Raw genomic sequence first — 23,236 nt, forward strand, 5'->3', positions numbered from 1 at the left:
AAACATCCACAAGATGTTATAGATCAGCAGATTTTGGGGAACAGCACCCTGCAGGATGGAATAATAATGAAAACGATGAGAGTGATAGCAACCAGTTGCATGCTGTTAGCGACTAACGGCTGCTCAAGCGTGATGAGCCACACTGGCCCAAATCAGGGCTATTACCCCGGCACTCGCGCCAGCGTGGATATTCTGAAGGATGACAACACCAGTTGGGCAATGATGCCACTGGTTGCGTTGGATCTGCCGTTATCAGCCGTCATGGACACGGTATTGCTGCCTTACGACTATATGCGATCTGGCAGTGACGCGACCTCAGACTCACCTAAGGCGCGCATTCTCCGCGGCGAAGAGCAGAATCTGGCCGCCAGCGGCGATCCTGCCCACGCAGCCACCACAACCCCACATTAACGTATCAGACGCGGGCCACTTGCCCGCGGTTGATTACAGCCCGACCACAAAAATCTGGCTGAATCCGCCAATCTCACGCATAAACGCCACTTTATTGCCGTCCGGTGAGAACACGATAGCGTCCCCCGACGGCGGTAGCGCAGTACGCTGTGTCAGGCGCTGCATTCGGCCACTTGCGACCTCACACACCATGAGGCTGTTATCACACACCAACGCGATCCTGCCCCCCTGTGGATGCCAGCTAAATGCCGACTGAATCCCGTGTTCACCATGGGTGATCTGCCGCGGGTCACCGCCATTGGGTGAGATTGTCCACAATTGCACAACCCCTCTATCATCCTTCATTAGAAAGGCGATCATGCTACCGTCGGGCGAACTGCGCAGCCAGTGGCGAGGCGTGGTCACAACACCGGGATAACAGCGTTGGCCGGTAAACGTCAACCGGCGTTGGCGCACTCCCAACGGCGGTGCAGGCAAATGGCGGGCGGTGCCCTGTAACGGCCTGGTTCCGGCTTTGGCATAATCGGTATCATCCTGTGGCAGGTCTACAATAAAAACCTCAGGTAGCTTCTCACCGCTGCTGGAAAGCGTATCGCCGATAAATGCCAGCGCCCAACGCTGTTGCCGCCCATCAGGCCGGGTATAACCACGCTGGCCGACCCAACCTTCTTCATAGGCGCGGTTAATTTGGTCGCTGCCTGGCTGTGGCTGCGATGTCGTCTCGCTCACCAATACACAGTAATGGCTACCGTCATATTCACGCGGATGTTGCTTCGGCGGGTTCACTCCCTGCAATGGCACAGCCACACCCACGTTGCGCAAATCCTGCGCCGGGTCCAACTCGTGCATTACGTGGTCATTGTAGGTGAAGCTCAGGCGGCTACCGTCCGGGCTAAAGACATGCACGTGAGTGCCGCCACGTAGCGCGCCAGGGGTAAAGGGGGCGGTGATATCCATCGCATCGAGGGTTATGGCCAATTCACGATCCGGCTCGCTGACGATCACCCCACGCCGGTGATGAAAATCATAATGCCAAACGCTGTCCGGATACTCTGGCCCGTGAATAAAGGCATAGCGAGCCGGTGCATCCGGGCTGACGGTTACCACGCCAACGTGGGCCCCCTGCTGCGCGCGATAAACCACCTCTACCACGCCGCTATCGACGTTCACCCGCTCGATACTCAAGCCAGTGAAGGAAGCCCCATTCGGGCGTACATCGTAAGCCAACCACTGGCTGTCCGGCGTCCAGACGTTAATATTGGTTAACTGATGTCCACGTGGATCAAAAGTCAGTTGTTGTTCCCGATGGCTCATGGCGGCTCTCCTGCATAGGCTGGTACTGAACAGCCATCTTACCGGAATGGGCTGTGGGTTCACATTGCCCATTGGCACACTGTGTCCACGCACAAATGAAGGTTTACAGACAATACTAAAAAGTACACACTGGATTTTAAAGTCTACATTAATCTTTTCTACAGGAGCCCGTATGAGCAATCTATTCGATGCCATTGTTTCCGCCCATCAGCACTTGCGCCCGCAGGTTCGCGTGACCCCGCTGGACCGCAGCGTATTGCTGTCACAGCAGTTGGGCTGCGAGCTGTATCTGAAATGCGACCATCTGCAACATACCGGCTCCTTCAAGTTTCGTGGTGCCAGCAACAAACTGCGGTTGCTCAATGACCAACAGCGCAGCTGCGGGGTGATCGCCGCTTCTACCGGGAATCATGGCCAAGCCGTCGCGTTGGCAGGCAAACTGATGGGTGTCAGCGTGACGGTGTATGCCCCAGAAACGGCGGCAGCGATCAAACTGGAGACCATCCGTGCGCTCGGCGGTAAGGTGGAATTGATACCGGGCGATGCACTGAATGCCGAACAGGCGGGAGAAAAGGCGGCCATTGAGCAAGGTAAAGTCTATATCTCACCCTATAACGACCCACAGGTGGTTGCCGGTCAGGGCACCTGCGGCATGGAGCTCGTGGAGCAGCAAGCGGATTTGGATGCGGTGTTTGTCGCGGTGGGAGGCGGCGGCTATATTTCAGGAATTGGTACCGTTCTGCAGCGATTGTCTCCCAAAACCCAGCTTATCGCCTGCTGGCCAGAAAATGCCACCAGCATGTATAGCGCACTGGAAGCCGGCCATATTTATCCGGTGGAAGAACGGGACACGCTGTCCGATGGCACCGCTGGCGGTGTCGAGCCGAACGCAATCACCTTCCCGCTGTGCCAGCAGGTGATTGACCGCAAAATATTGGTCAGTGAAGCGGAAATCAAGCAGGCCATGCGCCAGATTGCCGCCAGCGATCGCTGGATAATTGAGGGCGCAGCCGGAGTAGCCTTAGCTGCCGCCATCAAACTCGCGCCGGAATTTCAGGGGAAGAAAGTGGCGGTAGTGCTGTGTGGCAAAAACATCGTACTGGAAAAATACCTCAAGGCCATCTCCGATGAGAATCATTAATAAACGGCAGATTCTTGACGCTTTCGATGCTGATGCAGTCACTTTGTTGCTTAAACAGGGGTTTATTGCCTATTCACAGCAACGGGTGCAACAGCCGCCAGTTCAGCACTTCCTCTTCGAGCAGGCGTCGGGTGACTGCTGCATTAAATCAGCGTGGCTGGAAGGGGACGAACAATTTGTCATCAAGGTTTCTTCCGGCTTTTATCACAACGCGTTGCAGGGCCTGGCCAGCAATCAAGGGCTGATGATGGCCTTCTCGGCGCAGACCGGCGTACCGCAGGCATTATTGTTGGACGAAGGTTGGCTGACCGCGTTACGCACCGCACTGGCCGGACGTATTGCCGCCGAACTGTGCGCACCAGCGGATATCCCGGCGATTGGCCTCATCGGTTGTGGCATGCAGGCCAGGCTGCAATTGCAACACCTCAAACCGCAGACGACCTGCCGCAACCTTTGGGTGTGGGGCCGTAACGAACCGGCATTAGACGCTTTCCGTCGCGAAGCGGAGGCGGAAGGATTTCGGGTACAGACCACGCAGGATGCCGCAGAATTGGCGGGACACTGCCGGTTGATTGTCACCACAACACCCAGCCGTGAACCCATTCTGCGGGCAGCAGATATTCAACCCGGTACCCACATCACCGCCGTCGGCGCCGATGCTCAGGGTAAGCAGGAACTGGAGAGCAGCCTGGTTGCCAGCGCGGATGTGTTGCTGGTCGACGCGGTGTCCCAGTGCACAGAATACGGCGAGATCGCCACGGCTTATCGGCAGGGTTTACTTCAATCGACGCCAATCGTCGAATTCGGTACGGCATTGGCTCAGGGGATAAAAGTGCGTAGTGATCCTCGGCAAATCACCCTCGCCGATCTCACCGGGCTGGCGATTCAGGATGTGCAAATTGTGAAAGGCATTTTGGCACGGCTATAACGTACAAGGGCGCAGTTGCGCCCCTGTAATGCCAAACAGCATTAGGCATTGAGCACAAACTTCTCAATGGCGCGCGCTACGCCGTCTTCCGTGTTGGTGGTGGTAACAAACTGTGCCACCGCCTTCAGTTCCGGAATAGCGTTACCCATTGCAACGCCGACACCGGCATACTCGATCATCGCGGTGTCGTTAGCCTGGTCGCCCAACGTCATCACGTTTTCACGCGCAATGCCAAGATGATCGGCCAGCATTTTCACGCCGGCACCTTTATCCACATTTTTATGCAGGAGCTCCAGGAAATAAGGCGCGCTTTTCAGGATGGTGTAGCGCTCATGCGTTTCGGCCGGAATACGGGCGATAGCGCGATCCAGCAACTCAGGCTCGTCAACCATCATCAATTTCGGGAAACGAATCGAACGATCCATCTCTTCCACACTGCGGTATTTGAGCGGGATACCGGTCATTTCCGACTCGTGCACGGTATATTTGCCGATATCTTTGTTCGGCGTATACAGCGTATCGAAATCAAATGCCTGATAGTGGACGCCGAATTCACGCGCCATCTGCTCGAAGTAGAGATAATCCTCAAAGCCCAGCGTTTCCTGCAGGATGCAGTCACCGTCAACCGCCTTCAAAACCAGCGCGCCGTTATAGGTAATACAGAAATCACCGGGACCCTGAATGTCCAACTGACGCAGATAATCCTGCACACCGACGTAAGGTCGCCCGGTAGCCAGCACGACATGCACCCCTTTGCGGCGTGCCTCGGTGATCGCCTGCTTTACCGCCGGCGTAATCTGGTGCTGCGGGTTGAGCAGCGTGCCGTCCATATCAATTGCAATCAGTTCAATAGCCATTCGAGCCTCTCCCAGTGGTTTTTTCCATGCTAACGCGTTTCAGCCGGTAATGTCAGCGCCAAAAAAGCGTAAAAAAATCCGCGCAAGTCACCCGGCGCGGATTTTCAACGATCCCTTCATACTTCAAGTCGCTTCTTATTGGCTGCCTTTACTCACCCCAGTCACTTCGTTATCTAAGCTCCCGGGGATTCGCTCAGTTGCCGCCTTGATGCAACTCGAATTATTTTGGGGGATAAGGACGTCAGATATCGATGTTTGCCGCTTTCAGGGCATTTTCTTCGATAAAGGCACGACGAGGTTCAACCGCATCACCCATCAGGGTGGTGAACAGTTGGTCAGCAGCAATGGCGTCCTTCACGGTCACGCGCAGCATGCGGCGGCTTTCCGGATCCATCGTGGTTTCCCACAGCTGCTCTGGGTTCATTTCACCCAGACCTTTATAACGCTGTACTGACAGACCACGGCGCGACTCTTTCACCAGCCACTCCAATGCCTGTTCGAAGCTTTCAACCGGCTGACGACGCTCACCACGTTCAATGAAGGCATCTTCTTCGATCAAACCGCGCAGCTTCTCACCCAGGACACAGATTTTGCGGTATTCGCCGCCGTGGATGAAGTCAAAGTCCAACGCGTAATCGGTATCCACACCGTGAGTACGAATGCGCAGTACAGGCTCAAACATCTGGCGCTCACGGTTCTCAAAGATCACCGAATCATAGCTGCTGCCGTGCTGTTCTTTGTCGTTCAGCAGTTTCACCAACGAATCAATCCAGGTCTTAACCTTGGCCTGATCGCTCAGATCGCCCTCTGCCAGAGTTGGCTGGTAGATCAGGTTGTTCAGCAACGCGCGCGGGTAGCGGCGTTCCATACGGCCGATCAACTTCTGCACGCTGTAATGCTCAGCAACCAGTCTTTCCAACTGCTCGCCCGCAAGCGCCGGTGCACTGGCGTTGGTATGCAGAGTGGCGCCGTCCATCGCGATGGCGATTTGGTATTGATCCATCGCCTCGTCATCTTTGATGTACTGTTCCTGCTTGCCTTTTTTCACCTTGTACAACGGCGGTTGGGCAATGAACACGTGACCGCGCTCAATGATTTCCGGCATCTGACGATAGAAGAAGGTCAGCAGCAGCGTACGGATGTGCGAGCCATCGACGTCGGCATCGGTCATGATGATGATACTGTGATAACGCAGCTTGTCCGGGTTGTACTCATCCCGGCCGATACCGCAGCCAAGTGCAGTGATCAGCGTGGCAACTTCCTGTGAAGACAGCATCTTGTCGAAGCGGGCTTTCTCAACGTTGAGGATTTTACCTTTCAACGGCAAGATCGCCTGGTTCTTACGGTTACGCCCCTGCTTGGCAGAGCCGCCCGCTGAGTCCCCTTCCACCAGGTACAGTTCGGACAGTGCCGGGTCGCGTTCCTGGCAGTCCGCCAGTTTGCCCGGCAAGCCGGCCAGATCCAACGCGCCTTTACGGCGAGTCATTTCACGCGCTTTACGTGCGGCTTCACGGGCACGCGCTGCATCGATAATTTTACCGACGACGATTTTCGCATCGCCCGGGTTTTCCATCAGGTAATCGACCAGCTTCTCGTTCATCAGGGTTTCAACAGCGGTTTTCACTTCGGAAGAAACCAGCTTGTCTTTAGTCTGAGAAGAGAACTTAGGATCCGGTACTTTTACTGACACAACGGCAATCAAACCTTCACGCGCATCGTCACCGGTAGCGCTGATCTTGGCCTTTTTGCTGTAACCTTCTTTATCCATGTAGCTGTTCAGGGTACGCGTCATCGCGGTACGGAAACCGACCAGATGGGTACCGCCATCACGCTGCGGAATGTTGTTGGTAAAGCAGTAAATGTTTTCCTGGAAACCGTCGTTCCACTGCAACGCCACTTCCACACCGATGTCGTCTTTCACTGTAGAGAAATAGAAGACGTTCGGGTGGATTGGGGTTTTGTTTTTGTTCAGGTACTCAACAAACGCCTTGATACCGCCTTCGTAGTGGAAGTGGTCTTCTTTGTCCGTACGTTTGTCTTTCAGGCGGATAGACACGCCAGAGTTCAGGAATGAGAGTTCGCGCAGGCGCTTGGCCAGAATGTCGTACTCAAATTCGGTATTGTTGGTGAAGGTTTCGTAGCTCGGCCAGAAACGCACTGTGGTACCGGTCAGATCGGTTTCACCGACCACTTTCAGGGGTGACAGTGGTTCGCCCATCGCATAGGTTTGTTCGTGAACCTTGCCTTCACGACGGATAACCAGTTCCAGCTTCTCGGACAAGGCGTTAACAACCGATACGCCTACACCGTGCAGACCGCCGGAAACCTTGTAGGAGTTGTCATCAAATTTGCCGCCGGCATGCAACACAGTCATGATCACCTGTGCCGCAGAAACCCCTTCCTCTTCGTGAATACCGGTCGGGATACCACGGCCGTCATCCTGTACCGAAACGGAGTTGTCGGCATGGATGGTCACCTGAATGTCACTACAGTGGCCAGCGAGTGCTTCGTCGATAGCGTTGTCCACAACCTCGAATACCATGTGGTGCAGACCGGTGCCATCATCGGTGTCGCCGATATACATGCCCGGGCGCTTACGCACCGCGTCCAGCCCTTTTAATACCTTGATACTTGAGGAGTCATAAGAATTCGACATCAACGTTTCTCGCTCATTTTAGTCCTGTGGTTGAACCTCTATTTTACCCTGTTCCACGCGGAACATCTTGCCCTTTTCACCGGCCATGTCGGTCACTTGTTCAGCGCTAACAGCACTGACAAAGACCTGGGCCTGGGTGGCTTTCAGGCGATCGGCCAGCAACCGGCGACGGCCGGTGTCCAGCTCGGAGGCAAAATCATCAATCAGATACAGGCAACGCCGCCCGCTCTGCCGGGTGAGAAACTCACCCTGCGCTAAGCGCAACGCGCACATCAGCAGCTTAAGCTGACCGCGCGATAACAAATCCTCTACCGGCGTGCCGTCGGCACGAATGCGAAAGTCCGCTTTATGCGGCCCCACCGCGGTATAGGTTAACGCCCTGTCGCGCTCAAACTGGCGCTCCAGGAGCTCTCCGTAGTCGCTCTCTTTGTCCCAGCCACGCTGGAAAGAGAAACTCAGGGCAAATTCGGGCAAAAACTGCGCGCATGTCGCGGTAATATCCGCGGCAATCGCGTCGCTGTAAGCTGCCCGCCATTCGCTGATGCGCTCGGCCAAGGGGATCAGTTCCTGATCCCACGCGCGGATCTGCGCATAGCGACTGACCTGGCGCAGCGCGGCATTGCGCTGCTTCAGTAACCGTTTCAGGTTGCTCCAGGCGGTGAAAAAACCGGGTTCGTTATGAAAACAACCCCAGTCCAGGAAGGCGCGCCGGAATTTCGGCCCGCCGTTTAGCAGGGTAAAACCTTCGGGGGTAATCAGTTGCATCGGCAGTAGCTGCGCCAGTTCAGCCACTTTGTGGCCGTCGCTGCCATCGACACGTACCTTGCTGTCCCCCTGACGGCTCTTGCTTAATCCTACGGATATTTCACGCTCTGCACCGTCAATGCGGCCGTGCAAAATGAACTCCGGCTGGTCGTGACGAATCACGCGCCCCGCCTGCAGGCTGCGAAATGCCCGCCCGTGACCGAGGGTATACACCGCCTCAAGCACGCTGGTCTTGCCGCTGCCATTGGCACCCACCAGGAAATTGAACCCCGGCGCCAGCGCCAAATCCGCAGCTTCTATATTGCGGAAATCTTTAATCAGTAAACGCGTTAATGCCATGCCAATTCCATCACCGGGAAATTACGCTCAATGTGAGGGCGTTATCGGCGCTGGCAGTTTACGTGCAGGCAGCGCACAGCAACCGGAGCGTACACAGAGTACGTGAGGATTGCGAGCACTGCCCAAGCGTAAAATGGCAAGCAAGATAGCCCGGATATCGATCACAACCGCATTGGCATGACGACATAGGCGGCAGACTTACTGGCACCGTCTTCGATCTGCACGCTAGAGACCGAGTCGGTCAGCAACAAGCGTACATCTTCACACTTGAGTGCATTCAATACGTCCAGCACATAACTGACGTTGAACCCAATTTCCATCTCGGTGCCGTCGTAGCTGACGTCGAGGATCTCTTCCGCTTCTTCCTGCTCAGGGTTATTGGCGGTGATCTTGAGTTGGTTTTGGCTGACGTACAGGCGCACACCGCGGAACTTTTCGTTCGACAAAATGGCCGCACGGGCAAAAGCCTGCTTAAGCAAGTCGCAACCGGCTTCCAGCGTTTTGTCCGGGTTCTTCGGCAATACACGACGATAATCAGGGAAACGGCCGTCAACCAGCTTGGAAGTGAAGATGAAATCACCGACGTGCGCACGGATGTTGTTACTGCCGATCTGCAATTGCAGCAGCGTATCGCCACCGTCCAGCAGACGCACCAGTTCCATCACCCCTTTACGCGGCACGATCACCGAATGCGACGGTAATTGCTGGCCAATAGGCATCGAACACACAGCAAGGCGGTGACCATCGGTCGCCACGGTACGCAGTTCTTCACCTTCGGTTTCGAACAGCATGCCGTTTAAGTAGTAGCGCACGTCCTGATGAGCCATCGAGAACTGCGTGGCTTCGATCAGGCGCTTAAGGGTCGCCTGCGGCAGAGAGAATTCAACTTCGCTCTGCCAATCGTCCAGGTTCGGGAAATCTACCGCCGGCAGCGTAGAAAGGGAGAAGCGACTGCGGCCAGAACGCACCAGCATACGCTCGCCTTCCAACGTCACAGTGATCTCAGCCCCTTCAGGCAAACCACGGCAGATATCAAATAATTTACGCGCGGGGACGGTAGTCGCGCCCGCTTCATGAGGTTGGGACAGGGCAACGCGCGCCACCATCTCCATCTCCAGATCGGTGCCGGTCAACAGCAGGCAGCCTTCTGTGACCTGCAACAGCAGGTTACCCAGAATAGGCAGCGTTGGGCGGCCGCCCAGCGGGCTGCTCACCTGTTGCAGCGGTTTTAGCAGATGCTCACGTTCAACGATAAATTTCATAGCGCTAGGAAGATAATGTTCTGATTAAATTGGAGAAATCTTCTTTGATGTCGTGACTTTCCTCACGCAACTGCTCGATCTTCCGGCAGGCGTGCAACACCGTGGTATGGTCGCGGCCACCAAACGCATCGCCGATTTCTGGCAGGCTGTGGTTGGTGAGTTCTTTCGCTAACGCCATCGCCATTTGACGTGGACGGGCAACGGAACGCGAGCGCCGCTTGGACAACAAATCTGCGATTTTAATTTTATAGTATTCCGCCACCGTCTTTTGAATATTATCGATGGTGACCAACTTTTCTTGCAGTGCCAGTAGATCGCGCAGCGCTTCACGCACGAAATCAATGGTAATGGCACGTCCGGTAAAGTTTGCGTTGGCGATCACGCGGTTCAACGCCCCTTCGAGCTCACGCACGTTGGAACGCAGGCGCTTGGCGATAAAGAACGCCACTTCTCCTGGCAGACGGATATTGTTTTCGTCAGCCTTTTTCATCAGGATCGCTACGCGGGTTTCCAGCTCCGGCGGTTCGATGGCTACCGTTAATCCCCAACCGAAGCGGGATTTCAGACGGTCTTCCACCCCGTTAATCTCTTTAGGATAACGGTCCGACGTCAGGATAATCTGCTGATTGCCTTCTAACAGCGCGTTAAAGGTATGGAAGAACTCTTCCTGCGAACGCTCTTTATTGGCAAAAAATTGTATGTCATCGATCAGCAGCGCATCGACCGAACGGTAATAACGCTTAAATTCTTCAATGGCATTGTTCTGCAACGCTTTGACCATGTCTTGCACAAAGCGTTCAGAGTGCATGTAGACCACTTTGGCGTTAGCTTTGCGCGCCATGATGCCGTTGCCAACCGCGTGCAACAGGTGGGTTTTACCCAGACCGGTGCCACCATAAAGGAACAACGGGTTATAGGCGCCGCCTGGGTTATCCGCAACCTGGCGAGCCGCCGCGCGCGCCAACTGGTTGGATTTACCTTCAACAAAGTTATCAAAGGTATGCTTTGGGTTAACGTTGGAACGGTAAGAAAGCTCCGGCTGCGGTGCCGCGTTGTCCCAGCTTGGGCGGGTAGGCGCAGCAACGCGCACCACGGGTGCACTCGGGGCGCTAACACTGGCGGTGACGGTTTGGCTGATGATTTGGGAAAGCGGTTTGCTGCCCACTTCAAAACGCAGCAATGGCGCATCCGTACCGCAGAAATCATTTAACAGGCCATTGATATTGTTTAAGTACTTATCGCGAACCCAATCCAGCACAAAACGATTTGGCGCATAAAGCGCCAGGGTGTTGTCACTCAGTTCCGCCTGCAATGGGCGTATCCACATACTAAATTCTGTGGCAGGTAACTCATCCTGCAATCGGGCAAGACACTGCTGCCAAAGCGAAAGTGACACGGCGGACTCCACTCGAACAAGATCAATAAAAGAAAAGAATCAGGCTACTTTTTTATAACTCATGATTTTTGACACATACCCGGCATCGGCAGTTTGCCTGTGGGGGATGCGAACCGCCTTTCACGGTTTATGTCCCTCACGATCCCCGCTTGAGAGATCGCGATCGGAATGACGGATCATAGCGCAATCCGCGCAAGAGATCCTCCCCTTCATCACAGATTAGATCCATTTTATCCACAGGCCCCGGCCTGCGGCGATCTTTTCGCCAGTCACGCTAAATTGCAGGCAAAATACCGTGTGAGTAACGGTATTTTTTACATTGTCAACCGGTTATACCCTGTTATCCACGCCGGATCCTGGGTTTTCACGCTAAGGATCGCATCGGGATCCTTGCGATTTACCCCTGAGTCCGTATAATCTTCGCCCTACGTGTGTACCTGGTTCCTTAATGGTGAGTCATTAACCGGACAGGATTCTGCGGTGACCACGGGCCAAGACCGGATTTTACTCCGAATTGGCAGACAACCAGGTAGGCTAGCGCAATGTGAATTGACTCAGGACTGTACAATTATTACAATCCCGCCTCTTTATATATTGCGATTGAGGCGTCGGTCGTCTTCACGCCGAGTAGCCAAACGCGTTTACTGATCAGTAATTATTTTAAGTTTAGGTAGAAATCGCCATGAAACGCACTTTCCAACCGTCCGTATTGAAGCGTAACCGTAGCCACGGTTTCCGTGCTCGTATGGCCACCAAAAATGGTCGTCAAGTTCTGGCCCGCCGTCGTGCGAAAGGCCGTTCTCGTCTGACTGTTTCTAAGTAATAAAAGCTAACCCGCTGAGTGGTTAAGCTCGCTTTTCCCAGGGAGTTACGTTTGTTAACTCCCACTCACTTCACTTTCGTCTTCCAGCAGCCACAACGGGCTGGCACGCCGCAAATCACCATCCTCGGCCGCCTGAACCAGCTGGGGCATCCCCGCATCGGTCTTACTGTCGCCAAAAAACACGTCAAACGCGCGCATGAACGCAATCGGATAAAACGCCTAACCCGCGAAAGCTTCCGTTTACGTCAGCACGAGTTACCGGCGATGGATTTTGTCGTAGTGGCCAAAAAAGGGATAGCGGATTTGGATAACCGCGCGCTGACGGAAGCTTTGGAAAAATTATGGCGTCGCCACTGTCGCCAGGCTCCCGCATCCTGATCGGGCTGGTGCGAGCTTACCAGCTCGTCATCAGTCCGCTGCTTGGGCCTCGTTGCCGCTTCCAGCCGACATGCTCTCATTACGCAATTGAGGCATTAAGCAGGTTTGGCATGATAAAAGGCAGTTGGTTAGCATTGAAACGCGTATTAAAATGCCACCCTTTGAACCCAGGTGGCGATGATCCCGTGCCGCCGAAACCCGACGATAACAGAGAACACTAACGATGGATTCGCAACGCAATCTTCTCCTCATCGCTCTGCTGTTCGTGTCTTTCATGATCTGGCAAGCCTGGCAAACGGACAATGCTCCGCAACCAGTCGCTCAGACCACGCAACAGACTTCGAACACTGCTACCGGTGATGCCGCAAGCTCAGCAGTTCCAGCCAGTGGCCAGGGTAAACTGATTACCGTTAACACTGACGTGCTGTCGCTGACCATCAACACCCGTGGTGGTGATATCGAGCAGGCTAAACTGTTGGCCTACCCGGACACTCTGGGTTCATCGACGCCATTCCAGCTGCTGGAAACCACACCGTCATTTGTTTACCAGGCGCAAAGCGGCCTGACTGGCAGAAACGGTCCGGATAACCCGGCAAACGGCGAACGTCCTCTGTTCCAGGCGGCGCAGGACAGCTACACCCTGCCAGAAGGCCAGGATGAGCTGCGCATTCCGCTGACCTTTACCGGTAAAGACGGTGCGATCTACACCAAGACTTTCGTGCTCAAGCGTAACCATTACGCAGTTGGCGTTGACTACAACGTTGACAACAAAGGCACAACTCCGCTGGAACTGACCCTGTTCGGCCAACTGAAGCAGACGACTGAGCTGCCTAAGCACCGTGACACCGGCAGCAACAACTTCGCTCTGCACACCTTCCGTGGTGCGGCGTATTCATCCAGCGATGACAAATACCAGAAGTACGCGTTCGATAAGGACGAGAACCTGAGTGTCACCACGCAAGGCGGTTGGGTTGCGATGCTGCAACAGTACTTCGCCACGGCTTGGGTACCGGCAACGCAGGGTAGCAACACCTTCTATACCGCCAAGCCTGGCGATAACCTGTCTACCATCGGCTTCAAATCTACGCCGGTAGTGGTACAGCCTGGTGCGCAGCAACAACTGAATGCGACCCTGTGGGTTGGCCCAGAACTGCAAGATCAGATGGCCCAGCTGGCACCGCATCTGGATCTCACCGTAGATTACGGTTGGTTGTGGTTCATCTCCCAGCCGCTGTTCAAACTGTTGAAGTTCATCCACGGCTTTATCGGTAACTGGGGCTTCTCAATTATCATCATCACCTTCATCGTGCGTGGCATCATGTACCCGCTGACCAAAGCGCAGTACACCTCGATGGCAAAAATGCGCATGCTGCAGCCAAAATTGCAGGCGATGCGTGAGCGTATTGGTGATGACAAACAGCGCATGAGCCAAGAAATGATGGCGCTGTACAAGTCTGAGAAAGTGAACCCGTTGGGGGGTTGTCTGCCGCTGGTTATCCAGATGCCAATCTTCCTGGCGCTGTACTACATGTTGATGGGTTCCGTTGAGCTGCGTCATGCGCCGTTCGCCCTGTGGATCCATGACCTGTCGGCGCAAGACCCGTACTACATCTTGCCAATCCTGATGGGCGTGACGATGTTCTTCATCCAGAAGATGTCGCCGACCACCGTGACTGACCCGATGCAGCAAAAAATCATGACCTTTATGCCGGTAATCTTCACAGTGTTCTTCCTGTGGTTCCCGTCTGGTCTGGTGCTGTACTACATCGTCAGTAACCTGGTGACCATCCTCCAGCAGCAGTTGATTTACCGCGGTCTGGAAAAACGTGGCTTACACAGCCGCGACAAGAAAAAAACCTAAGCGTATTGTAGGGGTTCGGCATGCCGAACCCTTGCAGTAACACCAAGAGGCGGTCATTAAGACCGCCTTTTTGCATATTGAATTGTCAGAGCCGCGTTACCCGACAGCGCTAAAGCTTGCAGGTTGGCGGCAACGGAACGCGTCCCCGAGAGCCTGGTAAGCCAGGTTACCGGGGTAAGAGAAGGCAGCCAACACCGCTGCAACTTGAAGGATAAAGGGTATATGAGCACTACCGATACCATCGTAGCCCAAGCCACCCCGCCGGGACGCGGCGGCGTCGGCATTTTGCGCATTTCCGGCCGTGGCGCCAAAGATGTCGCCCAAGCGCTGCTCGGCAAACTGCCCAAGCCGCGTTACGCCGATTATCTGCCATTCCGTGATGCCGATGGGGCGACGTTGGATCAGGGCATTGCATTGTGGTTCCCTGGCCCCCATTCGTTTACCGGTGAAGACGTGCTGGAACTGCAAGGCCACGGTGGACCGGTTATTCTCGATCTGCTGCTAAAACGTGTACTGGCGTTGCCTGACGTGCGTATCGCACGGCCCGGGGAGTTCTCCGAGCGCGCATTCCTCAACGACAAACTCGATCTGGCACAGGCGGAGGCAATTGCCGACCTGATCGACGCCAGCTCAGAGCAAGCAGCACGTTCAGCAATGAACTCGTTGCAAGGGGCATTTTCTACCCGTATCCACCAGCTTGTGGAAGCACTCACTCACCTGCGAATCTATGTGGAAGCTGCAATCGACTTCCCTGATGAAGAAATCGACTTCCTGTCTGACGGTAAGATCGAAGCGCAACTCAACGGCGTCATGGCCGACCTGGACAGCGTACGTGCCGAAGCACGCCAAGGCAGTCTGCTGCGTGAAGGCATGAAAGTGGTCATTGCGGGGCGACCAAACGCGGGCAAATCCAGCCTGCTGAACGCATTAGCTGGCCGTGAAGCCGCGATCGTCACCGATATCGCCGGTACCACACGCGATGTACTGCGCGAACATATTCACATCGACGGCATGCCGCTGCATATCATAGACACCGCCGGTCTGCGTGAAGCCAGTGATGAAGTTGAGCGTATCGGTATCGAACGTGCATGGAACGAGATCGAACAGGCAGACCGCGTCTTGTTTATGGTCGATGGTACGACCACCACCGCTACCGAGCCGGTAGAGATCTGGCCTGAATTTATGGCGCGTCTGCCACACCGCCTGCCCATTACCGTTGTGCGCAATAAAGCCGACATCACGGGTGAAACCTTGGGTATGACCGAAGTAAACGGCCATTCGCTTATTCGCCTGTCGGCGCGTACCGGTGAAGGTATCGATCTGCTACGTGATCACCTGAAGCAAAGCATGGGCTTCACCAGCAATATGGAAGGTGGCTTCCTGGCGCGCCGTCGCCATCTGCAGGCGCTAGAACAAGCGGCACAGCATCTGGTAGAGGGTAAAGAACAGTTAGTGAGCGCTTACGCGGGGGAGCTGTTGGCCGAAGAATTGCGCCTGGCACAGCAGGCGTTGAGTGAAATCACCGGTGAATTTACCTCTGATGATCTGCTGGGACGCATTTTCTCCAGCTTCTGTATCGGTAAGTAAAAAACCGCAGGTATTAACGATCGGAGCAGGCGACGCACTGCCGCCTGTTCCACCGTTGGCTTATCGCATAATGTCTGCGCGATATGTCACAGCCCCTTTAGAATAAGCGCTATATACTGAGCAATAAAGGATCCCCTCTCAGGAAAGAGCGAACATGCCGTTAACCATCAAGGTATTACTGGAAAACCGGCGTGCCGCTGGCGTAGACAAATCGCTAAAAGCGAAAGCCGGGTTGAGCCTGTGGATCCAGGATGAAACAGACGCGGTTTTGTTCGATACCGGCCCCGATGGCAGTTTTCTGCATAACGCGACGCAAATGGGCGTCGACCTCTCCCGAATGACCGCAACGGTGCTTTCACACGGCCACTACGACCACTGCGGTGGCGTACCCTGGTTACCCGATAACAGTCGCATCATCTGCCACCCGCACATAGCCAATGAACGCCACTCAGCGGTAACATTTCTTGGATATACCAGGAAAATCAAAAAATTATCACTGAATATTGATTACTCACGCCATCACATGGAATACAGCAGTGAACCTCTGCATATCAGCGAGCGCTTTATATGGTCAGGGGAAATCTCGGTTACCCAACCGCAGGCCTATGGTGTGCTCAGTGGCAAAACGGAGTCTGTGGATTACGTGATAGACGAAGGTGTACTGATTTATAAATCTGACCGCGGATTGGTGATCATTACAGGCTGCGGACATCGGGGGATCGTTAACATCGTTCGTCACTGCCAAAAAATCACCGGGATAAATCAGATCCATGCGCTGATCGGCGGTTTTCATCTGCGCTGTGCGTCACCGCACACAATATGGCAGGTCAGACGGTTTCTAAACCAGCAAAAACCGGAAAAATTAATGGGATGCCATTGTACCGGTGCATGGGGCCGGCTATGGCTGCCGGAAGTGATTGCGCCAGCAACGGGAGAGACTTTCGTTCTGGAATAAATACCGTCTCCGCCGGCGGCCCCTCATGGCCTCCGCCCTCTTTCCTCACGGGAAAATACATAGCAAAAACCAATAAATAGGATAAAACGCATACTGTTTTTTGATGATAAATCCTAGGCTTATGCTTAATCTAATCCCCCAGCATTTTCAGTGAACCCTCTGTCATGGAGTGAATAATGGCGTGTCATTTTGCCCGATGGATCCCCACATCCACCGTATTGGATACCCGTAGACTCCCCACCGACGTGATTGCTGCAGCTACTGCTTTTTCCGTTAAACGCCGCCAGAGATTCCTGCAAGGGCGTGTTCTGCTCGCAGAAATGATGTTTTATCTTTACGGGCTACCGACACTCCCTCCTATTGCCACTACCCCCACCGGACGTCCTTGTTTTATCGACAATCATCTGCCCGATTTCAGTCTGGCCTATGCCAGCAATACGGTGGGAGTTTTACTCAGCGAAGAAGGCAGGGTTGGCCTGGATATTGAAGTGATGCGCGCACGCGGCGGGCAACATAAAGAGCTTCAGCACCAATATCTTACACCGGCGGAAAGTGCCTGGATAAGCGCACAGTACGATAGACTGGAGGCAGAAACGCAACTGTGGAGCATCCGCCAGAGCGTGCTGAAACTTTCCGGCCAGGGCAACAGCGGCCAATCAACCCTACGTCTGCATCCTTTTTCCGGCCACCTGCGTTCCAGCACTACACCAGATGTCCATGTGATGAGCGACGCCGATGAGTACCTGAGCTGGGCCTGTGCCCACACTCCCGGCTTGGAACGCTTGGTGTGTTGGCAATATGCAGAACAGCAGGGCCTGCAAAAAGACGGCGAGATATCACCGCGCAACCCAGCCGTTTCAACGCGCTTCGTCAAACTGACCAGCCTGGCGACGCCTGGTTAAAAAGGGCGTAAATAGCGCAAAAACCAAGATAAAACTTTCTTTACCACATAAATTTCTTAATAAAAATGTAAAGTCAGCTAAATATTCAGAAATCGTCTATTCTCTCCGCACGCTTTGCCCTACTATCTTCAGGTGTTCTAAGCTGAATCTGTTCATTCGAAAGGGAGAGTCACCATGTCAGACCAAGCATTAAAAATCGTCACTCTGCTCGGTAGTTTGCGCAAAGGTTCGTACAACGCGATGGTTGCGCACGCGCTGCCAAGCCTTGCGCCACAAGGCGTCACCATTGAAGCGCTTCCTTCAATCCGTGATATCCCGTTATATGATGCCGATATGCAACAGGAAGAGGGTTTCCCTGCTACGGTGGAAGCCATTGCCGAGCAAATTCGTCAGGCTGACGGCGTTATCATCGTAACCCCGGAATATAACTACTCTGTGCCAGGCGGATTAAAAAACGCTATCGACTGGCTTTCTCGTCTGCCAAATCAACCCTTAGCCGGTAAACCAGTGGCCATTCAGACCAGTTCCATGGGGCCTATTGGCGGCGCACGATGCCAGTATCACCTGCGCCAGATTCTGGTATTCCTTGATGCCATGGTGATGAATAAGCCGGAATTTATGGGTGGCGTGATCCAAAATAAAGTGGATGCTCAGGCAGGTGAATTGATCGACCAAGGTACGCTGGACTTCCTGACCGGGCAGCTCTCCGCGTTCAGCGATTATATCCGCCGCGTGGAGTAAATGTTTTTTGACGCCCTCAGCAGAAAGCCGAATGGGGGCGTCACGCCAATGAGAGAACCATTGCCAACCCATTAAAAATAAAGTCATTACATTATGTATTTTTTCATTTTAGCCATATTACTGGCTTTCATCACCAGACCATTATTAGCCACAGAAATGCGCTACCCCGCCGGAGAAGAGCCCATCGCGCTGCCGGTACATAGCCCACTCAATGCTCAACTGTCGCGCACGGCTCAGAATCAGGAAGATAAAAAGATCGCAGCCATGTCGTTATATCTGACGCTCATGCGAGAAGACGGTCGCAACATCTGGGCCCCCTACCAGCTGGCGGCTTCGTCAGCGGAAAAAGGCCAAACCGAACTGGCAGAGCGGTACCTGCAGCTGAGCGCCGATCGCGGATTATGGTATTACTACAATCTGCTGGAAGACGACGCCTTCAATAGTATTCAACACAGCAGCACCTATCAGTCGATCTTGGCCGTTACCAAGGCCCGCTATCTGCAGCATGCGCATTGGTTTGAAGGCAAAGCCAGCTACGCCATTCCGGCTGGCACACCGCCCCCCGAAGGCTGGCCAACGGTGGTATATCTGCATGCCTATGGCAAAAGTGCCGGTATATCTCCCGAGGAGCGCGTGCTGTTTAGTGAGATGGGCGTCGCCTATATTGAAATCAACGGCACCCAGATGCTGTCGGAAAACAGTTTCCGCTGGTCGAATTACAGTGACGAGAGCACCCAAAGCGCCATTCAGCGGGCGCTGCAACCGTTAATAGCGGAATTAAAACTCAACCCACAACAGGTCTATCTGAGCGCTCGTGGCCAGGGAGCGCTGCATGCCGCCAATCTGTTAGCCAAGTACCCACAGCATTATGCTGGTGCTCTGTTAATTGCGCCTCAGGGCGAGATCAAACAGGCACAGCAATCTCTGGCGAAAAATAAACGGATGGTGGTGGCGTATTACGATCGGCAAAAATTTAGCGATCAAGCGCTGGCAATGCACTTTGCCAATCTGTTCAGCGAAGATAATCAGGTTGAGGCACTGCATTTTGCGCAGGGAGAGAACCCAGACGCGGGCTGGCAGGCACGCTTCAAACGGCCATTACAGTGGCTACTGAATCAGGCGCCGGATGCAACGCCTGACGCATAGAACACCGGGGCCGACGCTTGTCGGCCCCGGTGGCATCAATGTCCGTCGACAAAGACAATCTTCAGCACAAACAACAGCGCGACAACGACCACGCATGGGCTGATTTCACGCCAGCGGCCGGTACCCAATTTCATCACACAGTACGAAATAAAACCGAGTGCGATACCTTCGGTAATCGAGAAACTGAACGGCATCATCACCGCAGTAACAAACGCCGGTACGGCTTCGGTCAGGTCATCCCACTTCACCCGTGCCAGGCTGGATGTCATCAGTACGCCAACGTAGATCAGCGCACCGGCAGCGGCATAAGCCGGAACCATACCCGCCAGCGGTGACAGGAAAATCACCAACAGGAACAAGATACCGGTCACCACTGCGGTCAGGCCGGTACGGCCACCGACAGAAACCCCGGCGGAACTTTCAATGTAGGCTGTAACGGAAGACGTGCCGACAAACGAACCTGCTACCGAGCTGATACTATCAACATACAGTGCCTGCTTCATGCGCGGGAACTTGCCTTTGTCATCGGTCAGCCCAGCCTTGTCAGTCACCCCGATCAGAGTACCGGAGGAGTCGAACAGGTTTACCAGCATGAAGGAGAAAATGACCCCTGCCAGACCAATGTTCAGCGCGCCTGCCAGATCAACCTGACCCACGACCGAAGTTATGTTCGGTGGCATGGAGAACAGACCGCCGTATTTCACATCACCCAATGCCCAACCGATCAGGGTTGTCACCACGATAGAAACCAGCACCGCCGCGTGGAAGTTACGCGAAGACAGCACAGCGATGATAAAGAAGCCCAGCGCACCTAACAGCACGTTGTGCGAGGTCAGGCTGCCTATGGTCACCAGCGTGTCCGGATTAGCCACCACGATACCGGCATTTTTCAGCCCCATCATGCCGATAAACAGGCCGATACCACTGGTAATCCCCACCCGCAGGCTCATGGGAATATTGGCAATCATCCAATAGCGGATACGGAAAATAGTCAGCAACAGTAAACCGACCGCGCCCCAGAAAATGGCTCCCATGCCAACCTGCCATGAAATGCCCATTGCACCCACGACCACAAAGGCGAAGAACGCATTGAGGCCCATCGCGGGTGCCAGCGCAACCGGCAGGTTTGCCAGCAAGCCCATCAAAATACTGCCGAAAGCGGCAATCAGACAGGTTGTGACAAACACGGCCTGCGTATCCATGCCCGCCGCGCCCAGAATTTGGGGGTTAACGAACACGATATACACCATAGTCAAAAAGGTCGTAATACCGGCAATCGTTTCCGTACGCGCCGTAGTTCCATGTTGCTTGAGTTTAAACACGCGCCCAAGCAAGCCTTGCTCAACGTCAAGGCCAGATACTGGTTTGCTCATTATCAGAATTCCGAAGAAGGGAATGGAGAGTCGCCGGCTATCCTATAACAAAAAGTAGGGGTTTTGACGCCGCTCACAGATTTTTTTCGCCGTCTTTACGGCTATAACCCTCAACAGATTGTATTTACTGAAATTGATAGGCAAACCGGGATTCTGATGTCGCAATCGCACCCGATCTGGGTAAAGTGGCACTATCGCTGCTTAATTAAAGGACATGACGCTGATGAACCAGGTTGACTGTATTTTGTTTGATTGTGACGGCACGCTGGTAGACAGTGAAGTGATATGCAGCAAAGCCTATGTGCACATGTTTGCTCACTACGGTATATATCTGTCGCTGGACGAGGTGTTCAGAAAATTCAAAGGGGTGAAGCTGTACGAAATTATCGAACAGGTTAATGCAGAACATGGCATCAATCTGGCAAAGGAAGAGCTGGAACCCTTATACCGCCAAGAAGTAGCCCGTCTATTCGACAGTGAACTGCAGCAGATTGCCGGGGCTCGTGAACTGCTGGCACAAGTAACAGTGCCTATCTGCACCGTATCCAATGGCCCGGTCAGTAAAATGCAACACTCGCTCGGTCTGACCGATATGCTGCACTATTTTGATGACCGGTTGTTCAGCGGCTATGATATTCAACGCTGGAAACCAGACCCAGCCATCGTATTCCACGCGGCAGAAAAAATGCAGGTACCGGTCGAGCGTTGCATTCTGATCGACGATTCCGCCGCTGGCGCCCAGGCCGGGATCGCTGCGGGGATCCCGGTATTTTACTTCTGCGCCGATCCGCACAATAAACCGATCAACCACCCGCTGGTTACCGTATTCGACGATCTGGCACAGCTGCCTGCGCTGTGGCGCGAGCGGGGGTGGCAGCTAACGGCAGATTAACTGGCCGGTAGCGGTGGCTTATTACGCCACCAGCGCCATGACCGTTTCAGCGCTCGGGTCTGTGGGCTGAAACGGCGGTTGGCCGCATTGGCCAGCAAATCCAGCGCCAGACAAAACACGAAGTACACCAATGCGACAAACAGAAACACTTCCATCGGGTACACCATGCTGCGGTTATTGACCTGAGTCGCCAGGAAGGTCAGTTCTCCGACGCCGACGATATAAGCCAGGGAGGTGTCTTTGATCAGCGAAATCCATTGGTTGATAAACGACGGCACCATCATACGCAGCGCCTGCGGCAGCACGATCATGCGCAGTGTTTGCCAACGGGTCAGCCCCAGTGACAAGCCGGCTTGCCACTGCCCAACGCCGATAGCGACAATGCCGGCCTTCACCGCATGGGCCAAATACGCGGAGGCGATCAGCGCCAGCGCGCATACCACGGTGGTGATTTCCGGGATATCGACGCCAAACACCATCGGCAATAAGAAATAGGTCCAGAAAATCAGCATGATCACCGGGATGGCGCGGAAGAAACCCAACACCGCCGCCAGCAAGCCAGCCGCCACACCGCGCGACATTGCCAATGCCACCCCCAGCAGCGTGCCGAAAATGGCCGAGGCCACACCGGCCATCAGACTGATCGCCAGCGTCAGCGCCGCACCGCCCAATGGCCCGTCGGGCCAGGTTCCCCACAGCAGATAGCCCAGGTTGTCATGAATAATGCTGAAATCCATCTTAATGCCCCCTCAGCGGCTTGCGCTGCTGTCGCCACATTCCCCAGCCTTCCAGTAACGCAATGATGGCGATGTACAACACCGTCGCCACACCAAATGCCTGGAAGGTGCGTAGTGTCTCGGTTTCCACCTGACGCGAAGCATACGACAGTTCGGCCACGCCGATCGCCATCGTCAACGAGGAGTTCTTTATCACGTTCATATACTGACCCAGCAGCGGCGGCATGGCGATGTTTAGCGCCTGCGGCAACACCACATAACGCATAGCCTGCCAGCCGGTTAATCCCAGCGCATTGGCCGCATATTTTTGCCCACTGGCAACGCCACGAATACCGGATCGGATCTCTTCGGCGATAAAGGCGCTGGAGTACAACGTCAGGCCAAAGAAACCGGCAAGAAATTCAAACGACGGCCATTCAAGCGGGCCAATGTGATGTGAGGTGTTAAGCCATTGCATCGTGGCTGAAGGCAGGATCTGCCCGGCGGCGAAATACCAGAAGAACAGCTGTACCAGAAGCGGCGTATTGCGAAACAACGAACTGTAGCCCATCGCCAGCCATCGCAATGGGCGCAGGTGGCTGTCACGCATCGTCGTCAGTAAAAAACCCAACAACGTGGCGGCCAGGCTCGCACAGGCAGAAAGCCACAGCGTCAACAGAAAACCCTGCCACAGCCAGTTTAGGTATTGCGGCGCCAGCAACCAGTCCAGATTCATGGTCAATCCTTGTCTTACAAAATGCGTCAGGGGCGCAGCAAGCTGCGCCCCTACAAA

General features: G+C 54.4%; 22 protein-coding genes. 13 read left to right on the top strand and 9 right to left on the bottom strand.

From position 1 onward, the window contains the following. Positions 1–66 precede the first annotated feature (66 nt). Complete coding sequence (locus AC2FCQ_RS13500; RefSeq protein WP_209638047.1) at positions 67–411, top strand: YceK/YidQ family lipoprotein; 345 nt, start codon at positions 67–69, stop codon at positions 409–411. A gap of 33 nt (positions 412–444) precedes the next feature. On the opposite strand, the gene AC2FCQ_RS13505 is transcribed toward AC2FCQ_RS13500, so the two are convergent. After that, on the bottom strand, positions 445–1,725 hold the full coding sequence (locus tag AC2FCQ_RS13505) for a YidR family protein (RefSeq protein WP_490308399.1): 1,281 nt from the start codon (positions 1,723–1,725) through the stop codon (positions 445–447). Between the two features lie 172 nt (positions 1,726–1,897). On the opposite strand from AC2FCQ_RS13505, the gene AC2FCQ_RS13510 reads away from it, so the two are divergent. Together AC2FCQ_RS13510 and AC2FCQ_RS13515 are read left to right on the top strand one after the other, a co-directional pair. Next, positions 1,898–2,866 (top strand): threonine/serine dehydratase, encoded by a 969-nt coding sequence (locus AC2FCQ_RS13510; RefSeq protein ID WP_490308400.1) that lies wholly within the window; start codon positions 1,898–1,900, stop codon positions 2,864–2,866. Continuing rightward, positions 2,853–3,794: an ornithine cyclodeaminase family protein gene (locus tag AC2FCQ_RS13515; protein WP_404760646.1), complete on the top strand. Its 942-nt coding sequence runs from the start codon at positions 2,853–2,855 to the stop codon at positions 3,792–3,794. Before AC2FCQ_RS13510 ends, AC2FCQ_RS13515 begins: the two co-directional genes overlap by 14 nt. Before the next feature lie 41 nt (positions 3,795–3,835). Here AC2FCQ_RS13515 and yidA read toward each other — a convergent pair whose 3' ends face one another. The 5 genes from yidA to dnaA all read right to left on the bottom strand — a co-directional run bounded on the left by yidA (position 3,836) and on the right by dnaA (position 11,069). After that, complete coding sequence (gene yidA, locus AC2FCQ_RS13520; protein WP_209638056.1) at positions 3,836–4,651, bottom strand: sugar-phosphatase; 816 nt, start codon at positions 4,649–4,651, stop codon at positions 3,836–3,838. A gap of 241 nt (positions 4,652–4,892) precedes the next feature. After that, entirely contained in the window at positions 4,893–7,307 is a 2,415-nt protein-coding gene (gene gyrB, locus AC2FCQ_RS13525) for a DNA topoisomerase (ATP-hydrolyzing) subunit B (RefSeq protein ID WP_209638058.1), read from the bottom strand. Between the two features lie 18 nt (positions 7,308–7,325). After that, a complete protein-coding gene (gene recF / locus AC2FCQ_RS13530; protein ID WP_209638060.1) occupies positions 7,326–8,411 on the bottom strand; it encodes a DNA replication/repair protein RecF in 1,086 nt (361 codons plus the stop codon). A 161-nt stretch (positions 8,412–8,572) separates the two neighbouring features. Then, the gene (gene dnaN, locus AC2FCQ_RS13535) at positions 8,573–9,673 is read right to left on the bottom strand and encodes a DNA polymerase III subunit beta (protein ID WP_012004507.1); all 1,101 of its coding nucleotides are present in this window, start codon (positions 9,671–9,673) and stop codon (positions 8,573–8,575) included. A gap of 4 nt (positions 9,674–9,677) precedes the next feature. Next, positions 9,678–11,069, bottom strand: a complete 1,392-nt coding sequence (gene dnaA, locus AC2FCQ_RS13540; protein ID WP_037421193.1) for a chromosomal replication initiator protein DnaA — start codon at positions 11,067–11,069, stop codon at positions 9,678–9,680. 682 nt (positions 11,070–11,751) lie between these two features. Between dnaA and rpmH the strand changes: the two genes are divergently transcribed. From rpmH to AC2FCQ_RS13585, 9 genes are all read left to right on the top strand, one after another. Further along, positions 11,752–11,892 carry a 50S ribosomal protein L34 gene (rpmH, locus tag AC2FCQ_RS13545; RefSeq protein WP_003849659.1) on the top strand — a complete coding sequence of 47 codons (141 nt, stop codon included), beginning with the start codon at positions 11,752–11,754 and terminating at the stop codon, positions 11,890–11,892. A gap of 18 nt (positions 11,893–11,910) precedes the next feature. After that, positions 11,911–12,270: a ribonuclease P protein component gene (rnpA, locus tag AC2FCQ_RS13550; RefSeq protein ID WP_004950547.1), complete on the top strand. Its 360-nt coding sequence runs from the start codon at positions 11,911–11,913 to the stop codon at positions 12,268–12,270. Next, positions 12,234–12,491 (top strand): membrane protein insertion efficiency factor YidD, encoded by a 258-nt coding sequence (gene yidD, locus AC2FCQ_RS13555; protein WP_012004505.1) that lies wholly within the window; start codon positions 12,234–12,236, stop codon positions 12,489–12,491. Before rnpA ends, yidD begins: the two co-directional genes overlap by 37 nt. Before the next feature lie 2 nt (positions 12,492–12,493). Beyond that, positions 12,494–14,131 carry a membrane protein insertase YidC gene (gene yidC / locus AC2FCQ_RS13560; RefSeq protein WP_037421197.1) on the top strand — a complete coding sequence of 546 codons (1,638 nt, stop codon included), beginning with the start codon at positions 12,494–12,496 and terminating at the stop codon, positions 14,129–14,131. A 222-nt stretch (positions 14,132–14,353) separates the two neighbouring features. Beyond that, positions 14,354–15,718, top strand: coding sequence for a tRNA uridine-5-carboxymethylaminomethyl(34) synthesis GTPase MnmE (gene mnmE / locus AC2FCQ_RS13565; RefSeq protein ID WP_265556642.1), 1,365 nt, complete (start codon positions 14,354–14,356; stop codon positions 15,716–15,718). A gap of 154 nt (positions 15,719–15,872) precedes the next feature. After that, positions 15,873–16,673, top strand: coding sequence for an MBL fold metallo-hydrolase (locus AC2FCQ_RS13570; RefSeq protein WP_490308401.1), 801 nt, complete (start codon positions 15,873–15,875; stop codon positions 16,671–16,673). 176 nt (positions 16,674–16,849) lie between these two features. After that, a complete protein-coding gene (locus AC2FCQ_RS13575; RefSeq protein ID WP_490308402.1) occupies positions 16,850–17,575 on the top strand; it encodes a 4'-phosphopantetheinyl transferase family protein in 726 nt (241 codons plus the stop codon). A gap of 174 nt (positions 17,576–17,749) precedes the next feature. Beyond that, positions 17,750–18,316 carry an NADPH-dependent FMN reductase gene (locus tag AC2FCQ_RS13580; protein WP_404760648.1) on the top strand — a complete coding sequence of 189 codons (567 nt, stop codon included), beginning with the start codon at positions 17,750–17,752 and terminating at the stop codon, positions 18,314–18,316. A 93-nt stretch (positions 18,317–18,409) separates the two neighbouring features. Further along, a complete protein-coding gene (locus AC2FCQ_RS13585) occupies positions 18,410–19,462 on the top strand; it encodes an alpha/beta hydrolase (RefSeq protein WP_404760649.1) in 1,053 nt (350 codons plus the stop codon). A 35-nt stretch (positions 19,463–19,497) separates the two neighbouring features. On the opposite strand, the gene AC2FCQ_RS13590 is transcribed toward AC2FCQ_RS13585, so the two are convergent. Further along, positions 19,498–20,835, bottom strand: coding sequence for an NCS2 family permease (locus AC2FCQ_RS13590; protein WP_037421216.1), 1,338 nt, complete (start codon positions 20,833–20,835; stop codon positions 19,498–19,500). 223 nt (positions 20,836–21,058) lie between these two features. Between AC2FCQ_RS13590 and yieH the strand changes: the two genes are divergently transcribed. After that, on the top strand, positions 21,059–21,727 hold the full coding sequence (gene yieH / locus AC2FCQ_RS13595) for a 6-phosphogluconate phosphatase (protein WP_209638073.1): 669 nt from the start codon (positions 21,059–21,061) through the stop codon (positions 21,725–21,727). On the opposite strand, the gene AC2FCQ_RS13600 is transcribed toward yieH, so the two are convergent. Then, positions 21,724–22,464, bottom strand: a complete 741-nt coding sequence (locus AC2FCQ_RS13600; protein ID WP_490308403.1) for an amino acid ABC transporter permease — start codon at positions 22,462–22,464, stop codon at positions 21,724–21,726. The genes yieH and AC2FCQ_RS13600 overlap by 4 nt on opposite strands. Position 22,465: 1 nt before the next feature. Next, positions 22,466–23,179 (bottom strand): amino acid ABC transporter permease, encoded by a 714-nt coding sequence (locus AC2FCQ_RS13605; RefSeq protein WP_490308404.1) that lies wholly within the window; start codon positions 23,177–23,179, stop codon positions 22,466–22,468. Between the last annotated feature and the right edge of the window lie 57 nt (positions 23,180–23,236).

The organism is Serratia sp. CoH_134_PS_4 (assembly GCF_058190535.1).